Source organism: Bradyrhizobium sp. USDA 376 (assembly GCF_054063675.1).
In genome coordinates, this window is record NZ_JBSSGN010000001.1 from 8,952,832 (window position 1) to 8,969,586 (window position 16,755).

15 protein-coding genes, 1 tRNA gene and 1 pseudogene are annotated in these 16,755 nt (G+C 63.1%); 11 read left to right on the forward strand and 6 right to left on the reverse strand.

Annotated elements, in window-relative coordinates; all coding sequences use genetic code 11:
* Positions 1-6: 6 nt before the first annotated feature.
* Positions 7-654, forward strand: coding sequence for a sensor histidine kinase (locus tag ACVJ19_RS42090; RefSeq protein ID WP_456739514.1), 648 nt, complete (start codon positions 7-9; stop codon positions 652-654).
* Between the two features lie 58 nt (positions 655-712).
* Here ACVJ19_RS42090 and ACVJ19_RS42095 read toward each other — a convergent pair whose 3' ends face one another.
* Positions 713-1,513 carry a DUF3313 domain-containing protein gene (locus tag ACVJ19_RS42095; protein WP_453954928.1) on the reverse strand — a complete coding sequence of 267 codons (801 nt, stop codon included), beginning with the start codon at positions 1,511-1,513 and terminating at the stop codon, positions 713-715.
* A gap of 302 nt (positions 1,514-1,815) precedes the next feature.
* Between ACVJ19_RS42095 and ACVJ19_RS42100 the strand changes: the two genes are divergently transcribed.
* The 3 genes from ACVJ19_RS42100 (at position 1,816) to ACVJ19_RS42110 (ending at position 4,125) form a co-directional block, all read left to right on the forward strand.
* Positions 1,816-2,127 (forward strand): hypothetical protein, encoded by a 312-nt coding sequence (locus tag ACVJ19_RS42100; protein WP_453954929.1) that lies wholly within the window; start codon positions 1,816-1,818, stop codon positions 2,125-2,127.
* 55 nt (positions 2,128-2,182) lie between these two features.
* Positions 2,183-2,258 (forward strand) — tRNA-Ile (locus ACVJ19_RS42105).
* A 445-nt stretch (positions 2,259-2,703) separates the two neighbouring features.
* Positions 2,704-4,125: an alginate export family protein gene (locus ACVJ19_RS42110; RefSeq protein ID WP_453954930.1), complete on the forward strand. Its 1,422-nt coding sequence runs from the start codon at positions 2,704-2,706 to the stop codon at positions 4,123-4,125.
* A 65-nt stretch (positions 4,126-4,190) separates the two neighbouring features.
* Here ACVJ19_RS42110 and ACVJ19_RS42115 read toward each other — a convergent pair whose 3' ends face one another.
* A complete protein-coding gene (locus ACVJ19_RS42115; protein ID WP_453954931.1) occupies positions 4,191-5,057 on the reverse strand; it encodes a LysR family transcriptional regulator in 867 nt (288 codons plus the stop codon).
* Positions 5,058-5,188: 131 nt separating this feature from the next.
* On the opposite strand from ACVJ19_RS42115, the gene ACVJ19_RS42120 reads away from it, so the two are divergent.
* From ACVJ19_RS42120 to ACVJ19_RS42135, 4 genes are all read left to right on the forward strand, one after another.
* Positions 5,189-5,608: a DoxX family protein gene (locus ACVJ19_RS42120; RefSeq protein WP_453954932.1), complete on the forward strand. Its 420-nt coding sequence runs from the start codon at positions 5,189-5,191 to the stop codon at positions 5,606-5,608.
* A 73-nt stretch (positions 5,609-5,681) separates the two neighbouring features.
* A complete protein-coding gene (locus ACVJ19_RS42125; RefSeq protein ID WP_453954934.1) occupies positions 5,682-6,287 on the forward strand; it encodes an isochorismatase family protein in 606 nt (201 codons plus the stop codon).
* Positions 6,288-6,482: 195 nt separating this feature from the next.
* A complete protein-coding gene (locus ACVJ19_RS42130; RefSeq protein WP_453954935.1) occupies positions 6,483-7,352 on the forward strand; it encodes an SDR family NAD(P)-dependent oxidoreductase in 870 nt (289 codons plus the stop codon).
* A 40-nt stretch (positions 7,353-7,392) separates the two neighbouring features.
* A complete protein-coding gene (locus ACVJ19_RS42135; protein ID WP_453954936.1) occupies positions 7,393-7,851 on the forward strand; it encodes a nuclear transport factor 2 family protein in 459 nt (152 codons plus the stop codon).
* Between the two features lie 164 nt (positions 7,852-8,015).
* Here the strand turns inward: ACVJ19_RS42135 and ACVJ19_RS42140 are convergent, their stop codons facing one another.
* Both ACVJ19_RS42140 and nagA read right to left on the reverse strand, forming a co-directional pair.
* On the reverse strand, positions 8,016-9,218 hold the full coding sequence (locus ACVJ19_RS42140) for an aspartate kinase (protein ID WP_453954937.1): 1,203 nt from the start codon (positions 9,216-9,218) through the stop codon (positions 8,016-8,018).
* Positions 9,219-10,397 carry an N-acetylglucosamine-6-phosphate deacetylase gene (gene nagA, locus ACVJ19_RS42145; RefSeq protein ID WP_453955318.1) on the reverse strand — a complete coding sequence of 393 codons (1,179 nt, stop codon included), beginning with the start codon at positions 10,395-10,397 and terminating at the stop codon, positions 9,219-9,221. It lies immediately after the preceding gene.
* Between the two features lie 118 nt (positions 10,398-10,515).
* On the opposite strand from nagA, the pseudogene ACVJ19_RS42150 reads away from it, so the two are divergent.
* The 3 genes and pseudogenes from ACVJ19_RS42150 to ACVJ19_RS42160 all read left to right on the forward strand — a co-directional run bounded on the left by ACVJ19_RS42150 (position 10,516) and on the right by ACVJ19_RS42160 (position 13,420).
* Positions 10,516-11,440 (forward strand): annotated as a pseudogene (locus ACVJ19_RS42150) (BadF/BadG/BcrA/BcrD ATPase family protein).
* A 19-nt stretch (positions 11,441-11,459) separates the two neighbouring features.
* On the forward strand, positions 11,460-12,410 hold the full coding sequence (locus ACVJ19_RS42155; RefSeq protein ID WP_453954939.1) for an N-acetylmuramic acid 6-phosphate etherase: 951 nt from the start codon (positions 11,460-11,462) through the stop codon (positions 12,408-12,410).
* 11 nt (positions 12,411-12,421) lie between these two features.
* Complete coding sequence (locus ACVJ19_RS42160; protein WP_453954941.1) at positions 12,422-13,420, forward strand: SIS domain-containing protein; 999 nt, start codon at positions 12,422-12,424, stop codon at positions 13,418-13,420.
* A 48-nt stretch (positions 13,421-13,468) separates the two neighbouring features.
* On the opposite strand, the gene ACVJ19_RS42165 is transcribed toward ACVJ19_RS42160, so the two are convergent.
* Positions 13,469-14,779: an HlyD family type I secretion periplasmic adaptor subunit gene (locus ACVJ19_RS42165; RefSeq protein WP_453954942.1), complete on the reverse strand. Its 1,311-nt coding sequence runs from the start codon at positions 14,777-14,779 to the stop codon at positions 13,469-13,471.
* On the reverse strand, positions 14,776-16,716 hold the full coding sequence (locus ACVJ19_RS42170; RefSeq protein WP_453954943.1) for a type I secretion system permease/ATPase: 1,941 nt from the start codon (positions 16,714-16,716) through the stop codon (positions 14,776-14,778). The genes ACVJ19_RS42165 and ACVJ19_RS42170 overlap by 4 nt, the downstream gene beginning before the upstream one ends.
* Positions 16,717-16,755: the final 39 nt, after the last annotated feature.

Consider the following 16,755-nt stretch of genomic DNA (forward strand, 5'->3'; position numbering starts at 1 on the left):
GAGGATATGCAGCGCCGCCTTTTGCTGTTCGTGAGGGAGCGCACGCAGATGCTCGCGGCGATCTCGCATGATCTGAGAACGTCGCTGACGCGAATGCGCATTTCCGCCGAGCAATTCGACAATGATGATGACCGCAGCGGCATCATGTCTGAAATAGACGATATGACCGCCATGGTGGACACCACGCTGGCCTTCGCAAGCGGGGAAGCAAGCGAAGGGACCACCCAGCCGATCGATCTGGCGGCGTTGCTCATCAGCCTGGTCGACGAAGCCGCGGACAAGGGACATGACTGCAGCTACGTCGGACCCGATCATCTTGAAATTGCCGGGCGCCTGATACCTCTCAAGCGGGCGTTCCGGAACCTGATCGACAATGCCGTGAAATATGGCCAGGCTGCGCGCGTGAGCCTCGAAGCAGGCTCAGGACAAGTCGAAGTCAGCATCAGCGACAACGGACCCGGCATCCCCGAGCACAGGCTCGAGGAAGCCATGGCGCCATTCCGTCGATTGGATCAGGCCAGAAGCGCAAAAATTCCCGGCACGGGCCTCGGCCTGACCATCGTGCGTGACGTTATCCTGAGCCATGGCGGGTCGATCAGCTTCAAGACCCAGGATGATCGCGGGTTCACGGCAACGGTTCTGCTGCCCAAATAGATCCGGGCGGCATCTTGTACCGCGCCGGTAGATTGCCGCGACGCAATGACCTTCTCGGCTATTGGTTGTTGCCCGGTGCACCTTTGTCGGACCATTCCGGTGGCAATCCGAGCCCTCCGGCGACCATCCCGGCGACTCCTGGTCCTCGCCCGAACGCCTCGCAGGCTTCGTATTTCGGCTTGCCGCCCAGTGACGCTCCAAGCTTGTCGAGCGAGGGCAGGCTCGGCGCTTTTCCAAACGGCGATTCGCCCTTGATCAGCAATTCGCCGAAGTCGCCGGCGAATACGCCGGCGAGGTCGTAAGCGTCACCGGCAGTCGAGACCATCGGCGAATTGGTGAACGAATTGGCGCCGCGCGCCCAGATCATCGCGGCCTGCTGCTTCCCTGCGCGATCATGCGCCTCCGCTTCCAGCGTCAGGCTGCCGAGCCCGACCGGCAGGCGCGGTATCGGCGCCATCACCCCCAATGCGGCCGGCACGACCGATACCACCTTGGATGCGCCCGCCGCGACCTCGTTCGTTGGAGCGGCCTGGGTCACGATCACACGGGTTGTCAGGTCCGCCGGCTGATCGGGCCCGACCACCTGAAACCGTTCGCTCAGGCCGATGCACAGCGCGCGATCCACAGCATTCGCGACGAGCGCACGCTGTTCCTGTGACAGCGTTGGCGATGCGGCTTTCGGGAATGTCGCCGGAGCGATCCGGACCGTCCTGGCAGCCAGCACATAGTCCTTGCTGACACGGACCAGCGACTTCGCCAGCACGCCGTCAGACGGCGCCATGTTGTCGTACGACGAAAGCGAGCCGCCTCTGGTCAAGGGGGCGGTGGCGCACCCAGACAACAGAAATACGGCGGCCATCGCCGCCACCGGAGCAAAGGATGTCTTCGAAGCACAGCCGTGCGACACGGCGGCACCGCGCCGCCGACAGACTCCCATGATCATTGCCGCACCTGCCCGGCCAAGCCAGTTAGCAGCGCGCACTGCACCGACAGCCTGTCCCTGATAACCATTCGACGCCACAAGGGCCTACGCTACGCAGGACGAGACTTTCAAACTCCCTCCGGCGCTCGGAAAAGGAATACGATGCGGACGCATGACATTGGATTAAGGGATGTTACGAAAAATTTCGGCGAGCAGGTCGGGCGGCAAGGAAACTGTCCATGCAGCGTCGCGATCAACGGGACCAGGAGAAACCGATGACAATTGCCCTTTACATCGTTGCAGCTGTCATCATGGCTGTCGGGAGCCTCTATTTCGCGTGGCATAGCAGAGACTTTCGCAAGTTTCTGGCAGGTGCGTTCTTCGTGTCATCCGGCATCCTTTTCTATCTCTATCTCGCGGATGTTTCGGTGCCTCTGTTGGGGACCGGTTTCGTCGAAACGCCTGAGATCAGCGGTGGCCGATCCATCGTCCATTTCATGCTCTTCCTGCTTTGTCTGTATTTTGGCTTTGTCAGAAAGCCAGAGGCTTGAAACAGCGCCATATCCGGGAGGTGGACACGGAGTGTCCGCTCCGGGTCTTAGGCGGGGGCCTGTAGCTCAATGGTTAGAGCCGGCCGCTCATAACGGTCTGGTTGCAGGTTCGAGTCCTGCCGGGCCCACCACGAAATCGATCGCGTTGTGCGGACACCGAAAGAGTGCCTCGATTCCTCTATAAGAGTGACTCGATTTCCACCTTTAAGAGTGACTCGATTTCATAGGCCGCTGATGCCGCTCGGTTATTCGCCTGATTTTTTCTGACGCCAAAGCGCGAGCGCGAAGGAGTCGAGGGGGCTTTTTCGACTTGGCGCGATGTCAAATGCGCTCGCCCCCCCAATAAGAGTGACTCGATCTCCGGCTTTAAGAGGATCGTCGGCTTCCTTGGCGACGCCCAGCGTTCGATATTTCGCGACACAGATCGGCAGATTGCGGGACTAGCCCGCCTTCAGCCAGACCGATATGGCAGAGAAGCGGAGTGTCACGGCACGAATTTGACCACGCGGTAGGACGTGTAGTCGGGTCCCGATCATTGTTCGCGCGAATGACCTCCTGAATGGTGGGGCCGCGTCAATGAGGACACCGACGAAATATTGGGGCCGCTCGACGCTTTGGACGTTCATCCTCAGCACAGTTCCGATCGGCGCATCGGCAGGCGCGATCTGCCCGGCACCGCCTCCCTATGCATTGCTGCGTCAAGACGAAGACTACGGTTATCTCCGAGATGTCACATGCAGACGCGACTCCATGGACGCCATCAAATTCATTCCCCTGGATTCTCGGAAAGACCAGTATCTGACCTTCGGTGGCGAGGTGCGCGAGTGGTACGAAGTATTTCGCAACGCCAATTGGGGAGTGGGACCGCAGGACCGCGACGGCTACCTGCTTCAGCGCGTTTCGGCGTATGCGGACCGGCACTTGGGCGGAATCCGCCTGTTCGGCCAACTCTCTAGCGCGATCGAACTCGGACGCAACGGCGGCCCCCGTCCAGTGGACGAGGATCGCCTGTGGATCGAACAAGCGTTTGCTGAATTCGACGTACCAACATCCTTTGATGCGAAAGTCGCGCTTCGCCTCGGCCGACAGGAATTTGAGTTCGGCTCCGGCAGGTTGGTAGACGTGCGCGAGGGACCGAATGTCCGGCGTGCTTTCGATGGATTCTCATCGATCCTCGACGGTAGCTCTTGGCGCGCAACGGCATTCGTCACTCAACCCGTGCTGAACCGTTCGCAGGTGTTCGACGATCCGACGGACACACGCACGACGTTCTGGGGCATCTATACGACGAAGCCGCTTCCTTCGATCGGTGGCGGCTTCGACCTTTACTATCTAGGAATCAACAATCGCCAGACCACGTTTGATCGCGGTACAGGCGACGAGAATCGCCATACACTCGGTGTGCGGGCTTTTGGCCGTCAGGAAAACTGGGACTACGACTGGGAGCTGACGTATCAGACCGGCAGCTTCGCAGGCCTGCCCCTGAGCGCCTACTCATTCGCCACCGACACGGGATATAGCTTCAAGTCGGCACAATTCTCACCTCGGGTCAGTCTCAAGGCAGGCGCAACAAGCGGCGATGGCGGCGCAGGAAGCCGCACTTTCGGAACGTTCAATCCACTCTTTCCGAGCGGCATCTACTTCGGACAAGCCGCCATCAGCCTGAACGGCCCTTCCAATATGTTGCGTCTCGGCGTCTCGCTCCAAGCACACCTGTCAGATTCAGTTCAGTTCGGAATTGACTATGACTGGTTCTGGAGAAATAGCCTCAACGACGGCGTCTACGGGTTGGGAGGCAATCTGTTGCGAACGGGGCAAGAGAACCGCGAGCGATACATCGGAGACCAGCTTTCGGCGTCGATCGTATGGCACGCCACCCGGCACGTCGACCTCTCGCTGGCGTACGCGTACTTCACCGTAGGTCCGTTCCTAACCGATAGCGCAACGCCCGGACGCAACGTTCAGTACGCGTCCGCATTCGCACGCTTCAAGTTCTAGGATCAGGTCACCTCGGCTCGGAAGCTTGCGGATCGCTTCTCGACCGACACCGCAGGGCATCGGCGCTATCCGAAATGTTGGATCAACAGTTCGGTGAGTACACGGACTTTTCGCGCCGGATGCTGACCCGGCGGTCGAACGACATATACGCCGGCTGGCGGACATCGATAACGTGTCATCACGGGCACCAAAGCGCCAGAAGCCAAATGCTCTTTGGCCAGAAAATCCGGTAGCGCGGCAATCCCTAGGCCTGCCACTGCCGCCGCGACAAGCGCGACGCCGTTGTCCGCCTTGAATCGTCCCTGCGGGTGGGCGGTAACAGTCTCATCGCCGTCGATAAGTTTCCAAACTTCCGTGCCCTGCAACAAGGCCTGGTGCATCGGAAGGTCGTCGAGCGTCTCTGGCGCGCCATGCTCCTTGATGTAATCCGGGCTCGCGACGAGGCTTCCCCGAAGCGGCCCGATGCGACGGGCGACCAGGTTGGAATCCGGAAGATAGCCAACCCGTACGCCGCAATCGAAACCTTCTCCAACAAGATCGACGAAGCGATCGCTGTAAGATGCATGCACACAGAGCATCGGGTGGCTCCGCGCCAATTCAGCAAAGACAGGCGCCAAATGTGTGGTCCCGAAGGATAGCGGAGCCGCGATTCGCAAGAGCCCGCGCAGTTCGCCAGCCGGCAAAATGGTCTCCCGCGCGATATCCATTTCGGCGCAAATCCTGGCCGCGTGGTCGCGGAACGTGACGCCGGCTTCGGTCAGCGCGGCCCCTCGGGTGGTTCGCGCGAGAAGCTGGATGCCGAGCTCCGCTTCCAGCCTCAGCAGCCGCCGGCTAACGATCGACTTGGAGACCCCGAGCCGGCGGGCGGCCGGAGAGACGCCACCAGCATTGGCCACTTCGACAAACGTTTGCAGGTCTTCCAGGTCAAACATCGGCGTTCCACTTTCCGCGACACAGCTAGGCAAGAACCTAGGCTAGAAGACCGCAGATGGGAACGGTATTCAAGTTCTTGTCGCCATTTGGCCTCTGACGCGTCCCTTGTCGAACTGCGCAGGCTCTCCCGATGCAAAACCAGACCACGACACTTGCAGCCGCCGGCCGCGTCCTGATTGCTCTTCTCTTTCTTCTGAGCGGCCTCGGCAAGATCGCAGCGCCCGCAGCGACACAAGGCTATATCGCCTCGGCGGGCCTTCCGGCTCCGCTTCTCGGCTACCTGATCGCGATCCTCATCGAAGCCGGAGGCGGAGTATTGCTCGTCATTGGATATCAGACACGAATCGTCGCTCTGATCTTGGCGGTCTTTGCGCTGGCGGCCGGGTTGGCGTTTCATCGCGATTTCGCGGACCAAAATCAGACGATTCATTTTCTCAAGAACGTCGCGATTGCGGGTGGCTTGCTTCAGATCGCCGCCTTCGGCGCGGGCTCGTTGAGTCTGGACGCACGCCGATTGAAGTCCCAAGCACCAATCCAGGCAAGCCGATGACTTGCCGCGGCGCGCGGGCGAGCCCGTTCGCGCATTCTGTTTTCCAAGGCCATAAACAAAAAGGGAGGTTGTCATGAGTGGACCCCATGGTGTCTGGTCCTCGGAAGAGGTCGCGCTCGTTCTGATTGATTATCAGAAGGAAATGTTCGAGAACGTGAAGTCCGAGACGACCTCGGACCGGATCGATCTGAATGTCCGCTTTCTGATCAGGGTCGCCAAGGCTTTCAATATCCCAGTGGTGCTGAGTTCTGTCGGCGTCAAGATGGGCGTGAATGGTCCGACAAGAGCGTCGATTGCGGACGAATTACCCGGCGTCGAGGTCATCGACCGCAGCTCGATGAATGCCTGGGAAGACGCCGCATTCCGGGCCGCCATCGAGAAGACGGGCCGAAGAAAGCTGATCTTTGGTGCGCTCTACACCGAGATATGTCTGGCATTTCCGATCGTCGATGCACTGCGCGGCGGCTACGACGCCATGTTCGTCGTTGATGCGGTTGGCGGTATGTCGCAGCTCGCCCATCGCACAGCGATCGAACGTCTGACTGCCGCTGGCGCGATCCCCAATACGTCCCTCGCCCTGGTCACGGAGCTGTTTCGTGACTGGAAGTCGCCGCTCGCCGACAAAGTCCGGGACATCATCAAGTGGTACATGCCCGAGGCTCACAAGCTCGCTGTTTGATCTGCGATCCGGACCACGGTCGCTAAAACAATGCTCGATGCGAGGGATGCCCTCAAGGCTCACCTTCCAGACGAGTAGGCATCTCTCGAACCGCAGCGATGAGGCGCTCGATCGAGCTTCCTGGAACCGAAGTTGCGCCCATCGTCCGCGCGTCGCGGCGCAGGTGCCAACTGCCGCCAGAAAAGGAGAACTCAAATGCCAACACCCTCTGAACAGCCGAGCCGCTCCGCAGCAGTCACCGGTGCCGGTGGCGGTCTTGGCCGCGACATCGCGCTCGGACTGGCGGCCAAAGGCTATATTGTTTTCGGCACGGCCATGACCACCGTGGAAGTGCAGGATCTAAAGGATGCTTCCCGTGGACGCGTTAGCTTGACAGTCTGCGACATGACCAAGGAACACGCGGTAAAGGCCTGGGCCGGCGGCGTTTCCGACGCTCTCGGCGATGCCGGACTCGATCTCCTGATCAACAACGCGGGTATCTTGACGCCAGGACCTCTCGAAGTTCTGCAGCCGAGCGCCATCCGGCACGAATTCGAAGTCAACGTGTTCGGGGCCCTCTCTGTCATAAACTCACTTCTGCCAGCGCTCAGACAGGCCCGTGGCCGAATCGTCCAGATCAGCACCTGGACGGCGAGCTTGCCCCTGCCATTCAACGGACCATCCGGCGCATCGAAGGCGGCGATGGAGGTGTTCTTGACCGTCTATCGCGCCGAGCTCAAACGTTTTGGCATCGATGTCGTCGTGGCTCCCGCGGGCAATATGAGAACCGGCGGTCCGGCGAAGACGGCCAACGCCCTCAAGCAAGTCGCCGACACGATGACGCCCGAACAACGCGAGCTGTACGGAGAGACTTTCGGCGCCTTCGCAACCGCTCTCAACAGCATGCAGAACAGCGGGCTCGATTCAGCCTCCGCTGCCAAGAGAGTAATCGAGATCGCCGAGCAAGTACCCGCACCGAGCCGTGCGCCGGTGGGCTCGGACGCCGAAGAGATGCTGCGGGTGGCTCGCGAAAAGCCTGACTCTGAGCAGGATGCATTGCGCCTTCAGCTCGCGGGCTTGAGCTAAGACAATCTCGTCAACCTTCATGCACACCGGGGAGAAGACCATGATCGAACTTCTGGATGCCAATGATAGCCGCGCCGTTCGCAACAAGAACAACGTACTTGCTCTCTATGACCAGATGATCAACCAGAAGAAATCGGAGGAAGCGACGGCCAAATACGTCAGTCCAGCGTACATCCAGCACAACCCGCTCATTCCGGACGGCCCTGTAGAGCTGGGGAAATTCTTCGGCAAGATTGCCAGGGAACGCGCCCAGGCACGCGTTGTCGTCCACAAGATCATCGCCGTCGGCGACTATGTCTGGGCACACGTGAATTTCCTGAACCTATTCAATGACGATCCGAATGACACCGGGATCGCCGGTGTCGACATCTACAAAATGGACGCCGACGGCAAAGCGATCGAACATTGGGACACCTTGCAGGTAGTCGGAGACCCAAAGAACTCGGCCCCCTTGATCGCGCCCAACATTCCGCGCGCCAATGCGAACGGAATGTTCTGAAGAAGTAAGTCGAACCACCTGCGCCTACGAAAGATATCGCATCGGGAAGGGCCGAAATGAATTGCGCCATCATCCTTGGATCGGGAGCGATCGGTACCGCGCTCGCCCGACGTTTCGTTGCCAAGGGCATCGACGTCGCCCTTGCCAACGATGCTTCTCAGATCCTAGGCTTGCTGGACAAGCGTGTGCAACGCTTTGACGGCGGCCTCCCGATCCTCCACAGGGAGAAACAGGCTGACCGAATGCGGTGACAACACATAGCTGTCAGGGATAATCCCGTGATCCTTGAGAACCTGCAACGCGCTAAACGGCAATTCCGATGAGACGCCACCGAAGCAGGTGAGACTCACCGAGCTTGAAGCTTCGCGCTGCTTGCGCAGATCCTCAGTGTGCTCCAGCGTGCGCAACAGGGCATCCAGCCACTCCGTATCGCACGCCACGGTGATGCTGGTTTTTCCTGCGGCGAAGTGTGATGCGAGGAGCTGCGGCCAGGGCAGGCTGTTTTGCCTGAGATGCTGCGCGAGTTTCTCGAAACCGTGATTGAGATCCCTGGAATCGATTTCCACATGCTCAATGCGAGCGATCGAGTTGACGGCGAGAACCTTCCCGTTTTCCATGCCTGAAACCTCTTTCATCACTTGCGTGCTGTGCTCGACGCCGCCCCACCGCTTGAGGACCAGAGGCACATCCTGACTTTGCGCCAGCTCTACGCTGCGAAAATGCAGGATCTTCGCACCCCAGAAGCACATCTCCGACAGGGATGCGAAGTCCACGTGCCGCAGGGGCCTTGCATCCGGCACGATGCGCGGATCGGCCGAACAAATTCCGTCGACCTCCTTGATGATTTCACAGCGTTCGGCTTTCAGCGCAGCGGCCATCGCGACGGCCGTGGTGTCGCTGCCGCCCCGGCCGAGCGTGGTGATTTCCCTGGTCGCCGGGTTCACGCCCTGGAATCCTGCCAGCACCACGACGCGCCCGCGATCGAGTTCCTCGAGCACGCGAATGGGCCGTACATCCAGAATGCGTGCGGAGGAATGGGAGTCGTCGGTCATCACGCCGGCCTGGCTGCCGGTGAAGCTGATCGCCGGCACGCCGAGATCGGAAAGCGCCATGCTCATCAGGGACATGCTGATGCGCTCACCGGTCGTCAGCAGCATATCGAGCTCGCGGCGGTTGGGAGTCGGGCTGACCTGATGAGCCATCTGAATCAACTGGTCGGTGGTCGTGCCCATGGCGGAGACGATCGCCACGACACGATGACCGCGGCCGTGCAGGTCGGCGAGACTGCGCGCAACCGCGCGAATCTTCGCCGGTGTTTCCAGGCAGACACCACCATACTTCTGCACGATGATGGGATGGTTGCGCATCTAACCTCGCTCGGAAGCCTTGCTCGCCTCGCCCATCGAACCGACACCGCCTATCCATGTGCCGACGACCTCAAAATTCGGATCAAAGGCGACAAGATCCGCGCGGTATCCCGGCGCGATCCGTCCAAGCTCGGACCCAAGGCCCAGAAATGCCGCGGGCGTCCGGGACGCCATGATAAGGGCATCGATGAGGGAGATTCCGATGAGGGCAACAGCGTTGCGTACCGCCTCGATCATGGTGAGGTGAGCGCCCGCGAGTGTGCCATCCCGGTCGGTCAGGCGACCGTCGTGCAACGTGATCTGTCTTCCCTGGAGCATGAATTGCCGGTCGTTCGTGCCCGCCAATGGCATGGCGTCGGTGACCAGCATCAATCGATCGCGACCCTTGCAGCGGAAGGCAACACGCAAACCGGCGCGGTCGACATGGATGCCGTCGCAGATGATCCCTGCAAACAACCGGTCATCCCCCAGCGCGACCCCCACCAAGCCCGGCTCTCGGGCGGTCAGCTGCGACATGGCATTGAACAGATGGGTCACCCCCGAGACACCGCGATCGACCGCCTGCCCGATCTCGGCCGCGGTGGCGTCGCTGTGGCCGGCCGCGATACGCAATCCGGCGCCGATCAATTCATCGATCATGGACGCGGGCACGCATTCCGGGGCCAAAGTCACAATGGAGCGACCGCGGTGCCCGAAACTCTTGATGGCGGCGAGGTCGCGCCGATCGGGCACGCGTATCTCGGCTTCCGGATGAATGCCCTTGCGGGACCTGTTGAGGGCCGGACCTTCCAGATGAAAACCGAGCACGCCGGGAATTTCGAGGCACGCCTCGGCTGTTGCAGCCAATCGTTCGATGACCTCGCTTCGATCGGAGATGAGGGTCGGCAAACAGCCCGTGGTCCCGGCCTTGCGGTGCGCCTCGACGATGCGGCGAACGCCGGCCTCGGTCGGCTGGTCGTTGAGAAGCACGCCCCCGCCTCCGTTCACCTGGATGTCGATGAATCCGGGAGCGAGGATCGCATCTCGGGGAAGGCGGATTGACGCCCCCGCGGCCTCGCCGAAGCCGACGCTTTCAATCCGTCCCTGCGAGATCCTGACCGACCCGGGTCCGCGCATGTCGGTCCCATCGAAGATGTGCTGCGCAGCAAGCGTGAGAGAGGCAGAACCAGCGTGGCCCATCAGGATCGATCCGGGAATTGCCGTCACGGACTCGTGAGGCGAGTCTCGCACAAGAGTTCATATGTACGCCATGGGGACCTTGTGCGGACCCCAAGCGAAACCTTCGCGTTAACTTTCCATGGGAACAAAAGGTACCACGTATCTCGGCATTGATGGCGGCGGAACCCGTTGCCGCGCCCGGATCGAGGACGAAAACGGTACGGCGCTCGGAGAAGCGAGCTCGGGACCGGCCACAACGCGGATCGGCGTCGACAAGGCTTGGCGGTCTATCATGGAGGCCACCGAAGCGGCGGCCGCACAGGCCGGACTGAGCCGCGAGGATTTCGTCCAAATGCACGCCGGAATTGGCCTTGCCGGTATTGGGCGCCGGGGCGCGAAAGCGGCGCTCAGCCAGATCGCGCATCCCTTTGCGTCCGTTAACTTCATCAGCGACGGCCTCGCGGCCTGTCTTGGCGCCCATAGCGGCGCGGATGGGGCTATCGTGGTGGCCGGCACAGGGTCGGTCGGTGTCGGCCTGGTCGACGGCCGCGAGATCCGTCTCGCCGGTTACGGTTTTCCCGTGTCGGACGAAGGCAGCGGCGCCGACATCGGCCTGCAGGTTGTCCGACTGGCGCTGCGGGCCGCGGATCGCCGCGGCGAGCTGACGCCATTGCTTTCGGAGGTGCTGGGCGTATTCGACCATGATCCCTATCAGGCGGTGGCCTGGTCCGAAGAAGCCAGAGCCACAGACTACCGCCGCGTTCGCACCGATCGTGATGCGGCACGCCAACCGGGGCGATCCGGTCGGCCGCCGCATTGTCGAACGCGCGGCCGATGCCATTGGCGATCTGCTCGATCTCTTCCTCGCGAGAGGAATAGACCGGCTCTCGCTGGTGGGTGGGCTCGCGGATGCCATTACGCCCTGGCTGACGCCCGACCTGCGCGTCCGCCTGAAGCGTCCTGACGGCGACGCGGCGGCCGGCGCGCTGCTGGTGGCGCGAGGGCGGCTTGAGCTACCCAGAATGGAAACCGAGCATGAGCCGGCTTCAAAGTTCCGCGTTTGATGGCGCATGGATCAACGATATGGCCACCGAAGAAGTCGATCCCCGCTTTGCCGATCTTGATGCATGGTCGCTGGCCACGGCGATGGAAGCGATGTGGGAGGGCCAGCTTGCGGCAGTCGCTGCGATCGGCCAGGCTCTCCCCTCGATCACCGCGGCGACCGAAGCGGCCAAAGAGGCGCTGGGCGATCACGGTCGCCTCGTATATGTCGGTGCCGGCACCTCGGGGCGCGTGGCGGTCCAGGACGGCGCCGAGCTGACGCCGACCTTCGCCTGGCCCAAAGAGCGCGTCCGCTTCATCGTCGCCGGCGGAGACAGTGCCTTCGTCACCAGCATCGAGGGCGCGGAGGATGACATTGACGATGCGGTCGCGCAGATCAATGCGGCGCGGCTCACGGCGCATGATGTGGTGATTGCGGTAGCCGCCAGCGGGACAACGCCGTTCACGGTCGCGGCGCTGCAGCAGGCAGGCTCCTGCGGTGCAGTGACGGTCGGTATCGCCAACAATCCTGGTACCGCACTGCTGGCATCGGCCAGGTTTCCCATCCTGATCGAGACTGGCCGCGAGCAGATCGCCGGCTCCACGCGGATGAAGGCCGGCACTGCGCAGAAGGTTGTGCTCAACCTGATCTCCTCGGGGATCATGCTGCGTCTTGGCCGGGTGTATCGCGGCATGATGGTGAACATGCAGCCGACCAATGCCAAGCTGAAGCGGCGCGCCGAGGCCATGGTGGCGCAAATCGCGCACTGCGATCCGTCGCACGCGGCACGCTCGCTCGAGCAGGCCGAAGGAGACGTCAAGACGGCGGTCCTTCTGGCGCTGGGCGTCGACAGGGCTGATGCCGAGACCATTCTGAAGGACGGCGACGGCAATCTCCGGCGCGTGTTTGCCGAGCTCGCCAGGGACTCGCATCGTGACCAGCATCCCAAGGCACCGGCGGCACGCAAGCAAGGCGGAGCGGTCAAGTCGTGACGACATCCGCGATGGCGAGTGAAATCCTGGAAAGCGCCGATACCGTCGCGAAAATCGTTCGCAGCCGTCCCGCCACGCGCGACATCGCGCAGCGAATTGAGACAGGCTCCGCCCCCCTGTGCGTCGTATGCGGTCGGGGAAGCTCCGGGCATGCCGGGGTTTTCCTGAGATACCTTGTCGAGACGCGGCTTCGCCTTCCCGTTTCAGCAAGTGCTCCCTCGGTGATCACGGCATTTCGCACACCCTTGATGCTGCGCGATGCGCTGTTCATCGTGATCTCGCAATCCGGGCGCAGCCCGGATCTCGTCGCGGCGACAAGGTCGGCGCGCGCTTCGGGCGCCCGCACCATTGCCATCGTCAATACGACCTCGTCGCCGGTGGCTGACGAAGCGGAGTTCGTCGTTCCGATCGAAGCCGGCCAGGAGCATTCCGTAGCGGCGACAAAGACCGTCATCGGCTCGATGGCCGCCAGTGCCGGACTGGTTGCCGAGCTGGCGCAGGATCCCGCGCTGCGGTCGGCCCTCGACCGGCTGCCCGAGCGCCTGCACCGTGCGCTCGCGCTCGACTGGTCCGAGATTGCCGATGATCTCGACAAGGCGTCAGCTGTGTTTGTGGCAGCGCGAGGCCTGGCCCTGGGCTCGGCGAGGGAGATCGCGCTCAAGCTTTCGGAAATCCTGCGCCTGCCCTCCATCGGCTTGAGCGCCGCCGAGCTGCAGCATGGGCCACGTGCCGCGCTATCGTCGCGCACGCCCGTTGTCATGATGCGCCTCATGGATGAAACTGCGGCCACGGTGGACGCACTTGCAGAGGAATTGCGTGAGCAGAAGGTCGCGCTGCATCTCTGCGGCGGACCGCATGGCTCGCTGCCCTGGCTGGCCGAGGATGACCCTGCCACCGACCCGATCACCATGCTCGTTCCGGCCTATCGGATGATCGAGCAGGCGGCATGCGCCCGCGGATTTGACCCGGATCGTCCCCCTCGCCTGAGCAAGATTACCGAGACATTCTAGCAGCTGACTGGTCGCGGGTCTTTTGACCCGAGGCCGAGGTCGTCCGAGCTAGCGCTCGCGCCAGGCGTGCATCAGCTGATCGGAGAGCGGCTTGACGAGGTACGACATCACCGTGCGCTGGCCGGTCTGAATGAAGGCCTCGACCGGCATGCCGGCGATCAGCTTGAGGTCGCCCAGGCGCGCGATCTCCGCCTCGGGAACGGCGATGCGGGCCACATAGAAGCTCGTCGTGCTCTTCTGGTCGATTGTGACGTCGGCAGAGACGTTGCTCACCTCGCCGTTGAGTTGAGGCGTGGTGCGCTGGTTGAAGGCCGTAAAGCGCAGCAGCACCGGCTGGCCGACCGACAGGCGATCGATCTCGTGCGGGGGAATCCGCACCTCGACGACAAGCGCATCGTTGGCGGGGACGATGAGCATGATCTGCTCGCCGGCGCCGATGACGCCGCCGATGGTGTGCAGCGACAGCTGATGCACGGTGCCGTCCTGCGGCGCGCGAATATCGATGCGCTTGAGCTGATCCTCGGCGGCCACGCGTTTCTCAACCAGCTCCGAGGTCTTGGCGCGAATCTCGGCGAGATCCTTTCCGACCTCGCTACGCAGATCCTGATCAATCTGCATGATTTGCAGCGTGATCTCGGTGATCCGGCCTCGAGCTTCGGCGATGGCGGCGACCAATGCACCGCGTTCGCCATGCAGGCGCACCGCGTCGCGCTCGAGCGTCGTCAGGCGCGTGATCTGGACCAGATTCTTCCGCCACAGATCGCGCACGCCCAGAAGCTCCTGGTCGATGAAGGTGGTTTCGCGGTCTTTCGCCTGGATCTGCTCGTCGAGCCCGCGGATCTGCTCCCGAAGCTGGCCGATGCGCTCGTTGAGCTGGGCCTTCTTGCCGGCGCGGGCGGTGCGGCGCAGCTCGAACAGCTTGCGCTCGCCGACGATCAAGCGAGCGACGTCCGGGTCAGCGGCACGTGCAACGAGCTCCGCGGGAAAACCGAGCCAGTCCTGGCCGTCGCGCTCCGCCTCGAGCCGCGCCCGGCGCGCCGTCTGTTCGTCGAGGCTCTTTACAACGATCAGCAGATTGGCCCGCGTCACCGTCTCGTCGAGGCGCACGATCACGTCGCCGGCCTTCACCCGGGCGCCCTCACGCACGTTGAGTTCGCCGACCACGCCGCCGGTCGGGTGCTGCACTTTCTTGGTGTAGCTGTCGACCACCAGCGTGCCGGAGCCGATGACGGCGCCGGCCAATTCCGTGGTCGCCGCCCAGCCGCCGACGCCGCCGGCGAGAACGATAACCCCAACCAGGCCAGCGCGCAGGTGCTGGCGGATGGTGTGCGGAACCACGTTGACCGGCTCGCGGCTCACGGGCTTGCCCCCTCGGTTACGATCTTGAGCGGCACTGCCGGCCGCGGCTGCATCATCTTGGCCAGCAGCGCGTCCTTGGGTCCGAACGTCTGCACGCGCCCCTCGGCCATCACGGCCAATTGATCCACGGCAGCAAGCGCGCTGGTGCGGTGTGCGACGACGATGACAATGCCGCCACGCGCGCGCACGCCGTGAATGGCTCGCGTCAGGGCCTGGTCGCCTTCGGCGTCGAGATTGGAGTTGGGCTCGTCGAGCACCACCAGGAAGGGGTCGCGATAGAGCGCGCGGGCGAGCGCGATGCGCTGCCGCTGCCCGGCGGAGAGCGCCGCGCCGCCTTCGCCGATCGGCGTGTCGTAGCCTTTGGGCAATCGCAGCACCATCTCGTGCACACCGGCCGCGCCCGCGGCGGCGATCATCGCCTCCGCGTCTGGGGCCGGTTCGAAGCGGTTGATATTCTGCGCCACCGTGCCGGCGAACAGCTCGACATCCTGTGGCAGATAGCCGATGTGGCGGCCGAGCGCCTCGGAGCTCCATTGTTCGAGCGCGGCGCCGTCGAGCCGCACCTTGCCGTGAGCCGACACCCACACGCCGACGATGGCGCGCACCAGCGACGACTTGCCCGATGCGCTCGGGCCGACGATGCCGAGCCCGTCTCCCGGGCTCAATGCGAAGGAGGCTTCCAGGACCACGGCGGCCTGTTCGCCCGGCGGCACCACCGAGACGGCCTCGACGGCGAGGGTCTTGCACGGTGGCGGCAACGGCGTCTTCTCCTCCTCGGCCGGGAGTTGCGCCCAGTGCTGCTGCAGGCGTTTCCAGCTCTGCCGGGCCGCGATCAAGCTCTTCCAATGGGCGATGGCGAGTTCGACCGGCGCGAGCGCGCGCGAGGCGAGGATCGAGCCGGCAATGATGATTCCGGCGGTCGCCTCCTGGATGATGACGAGATAGCCGCCGACGCCGAGCACCGCCGATTGCAGCACCATGCGCAGCACCTTGGAAACGGCGCCGAAGCCGCCGGTGATATCGGCGGCATTGCGCTGGGTGGCCATGTAGCTGTCATTGGCCTCCGCCCAGCGCGCGGCAAGCCGCCCGCGCATGCCCATGGCCTGCAAGACCTCGGCGTTCCGGCGGCTGGCCTCGGCGAGCGCATTGCGCTGCGCGATCTGCCCGGTGACTTCCTTGGTGCGCGCACGCGTCAGGCGGTCAGTGAGAAGGGTCAGGGACACGAGCACCAGCGAGCCGATCGTCGCCGTGAGCCCGATCAGCGGATGAAACAGAAAGCAGATCGCGAGGTAGAACGGGATCCACGGCAAGTCGAACAGCGCGGTCGGGCCGAGCCCGGAGAGATAGCTGCGCACCTGGTCGAGATCGCGCACCGGCTGCAGCCCGTCGCCGCTCGCACGCGCCCGCAATGGCCAGCGCGCGACGATGTCATAGGCGCGCGCCGAGAATGCGCGGTCGAGCCATTCGCCGATGCGGACAAGGATGCGTCCGCGCAGAATGTCGAGGAATGCCTGGAACACATAGAGGGCGCCGACCAGCGCGGCGAGGCCGATCAGCGTCGGCACGCTGTGGCTCGGCACCACGCGGTCGTACACTTCCAGCATGAAGAACGAGCCGGTCAGGTACAGCACGTTCAGCATGGCGGTGATCAGGCCGAGCCCGACCAACACGCCGCGACAGGCGTGAAACAGCGAGGACAGGTTTTGTGGTTGGGCCGACGGGCCGGCACGATCGTCCGCTTGCGCCGGCGGGCGCGCGCGAACGCGCCATGCCAGCAGGCTCAGAATAAACGCGGCCGCAACGAACGGGCCCACCTGCATGGCAAATTCCACTGCGCTGGTGCTGCGCAGGCCCTCGACGTAGTCGATGACCCGACCGCACCATTCGGTCGGGTGCGGGCCGAGATCGCGGCACCACGAGGCGGATGCATCCGACATCAATCTTGCTCCGCTAGCGGACGGCGCGGCTCCGGGAGA

Bases quoted from the DNA above. Each gene is read 5' to 3' on its own strand.
- ACVJ19_RS42090 (WP_456739514.1), top strand. From the start codon at position 7: ATGCAGCGCCGCCTTTTGCTGTTCGTGAGGGAGCGCACGCAGATGCTC.
- ACVJ19_RS42095 (WP_453954928.1), bottom strand. From the start codon at position 1,513: ATGGCCGCCGTATTTCTGTTGTCTGGGTGCGCCACCGCCCCCTTGACC.
- ACVJ19_RS42100 (WP_453954929.1), top strand. From the start codon at position 1,816: ATGCAGCGTCGCGATCAACGGGACCAGGAGAAACCGATGACAATTGCC.
- ACVJ19_RS42110 (WP_453954930.1), top strand. From the start codon at position 2,704: ATGAGGACACCGACGAAATATTGGGGCCGCTCGACGCTTTGGACGTTC.
- ACVJ19_RS42115 (WP_453954931.1), bottom strand. From the start codon at position 5,057: ATGTTTGACCTGGAAGACCTGCAAACGTTTGTCGAAGTGGCCAATGCT.
- ACVJ19_RS42120 (WP_453954932.1), top strand. From the start codon at position 5,189: ATGCAAAACCAGACCACGACACTTGCAGCCGCCGGCCGCGTCCTGATT.
- ACVJ19_RS42125 (WP_453954934.1), top strand. From the start codon at position 5,682: ATGAGTGGACCCCATGGTGTCTGGTCCTCGGAAGAGGTCGCGCTCGTT.
- ACVJ19_RS42130 (WP_453954935.1), top strand. From the start codon at position 6,483: ATGCCAACACCCTCTGAACAGCCGAGCCGCTCCGCAGCAGTCACCGGT.
- ACVJ19_RS42135 (WP_453954936.1), top strand. From the start codon at position 7,393: ATGATCGAACTTCTGGATGCCAATGATAGCCGCGCCGTTCGCAACAAG.
- ACVJ19_RS42140 (WP_453954937.1), bottom strand. From the start codon at position 9,218: ATGCGCAACCATCCCATCATCGTGCAGAAGTATGGTGGTGTCTGCCTG.
- nagA (WP_453955318.1), bottom strand. From the start codon at position 10,397: ATGGGCCACGCTGGTTCTGCCTCTCTCACGCTTGCTGCGCAGCACATC.
- ACVJ19_RS42155 (WP_453954939.1), top strand. From the start codon at position 11,460: ATGGCCACCGAAGAAGTCGATCCCCGCTTTGCCGATCTTGATGCATGG.
- ACVJ19_RS42160 (WP_453954941.1), top strand. From the start codon at position 12,422: ATGGCGAGTGAAATCCTGGAAAGCGCCGATACCGTCGCGAAAATCGTT.
- ACVJ19_RS42170 (WP_453954943.1), bottom strand. From the start codon at position 16,716: ATGTCGGATGCATCCGCCTCGTGGTGCCGCGATCTCGGCCCGCACCCG.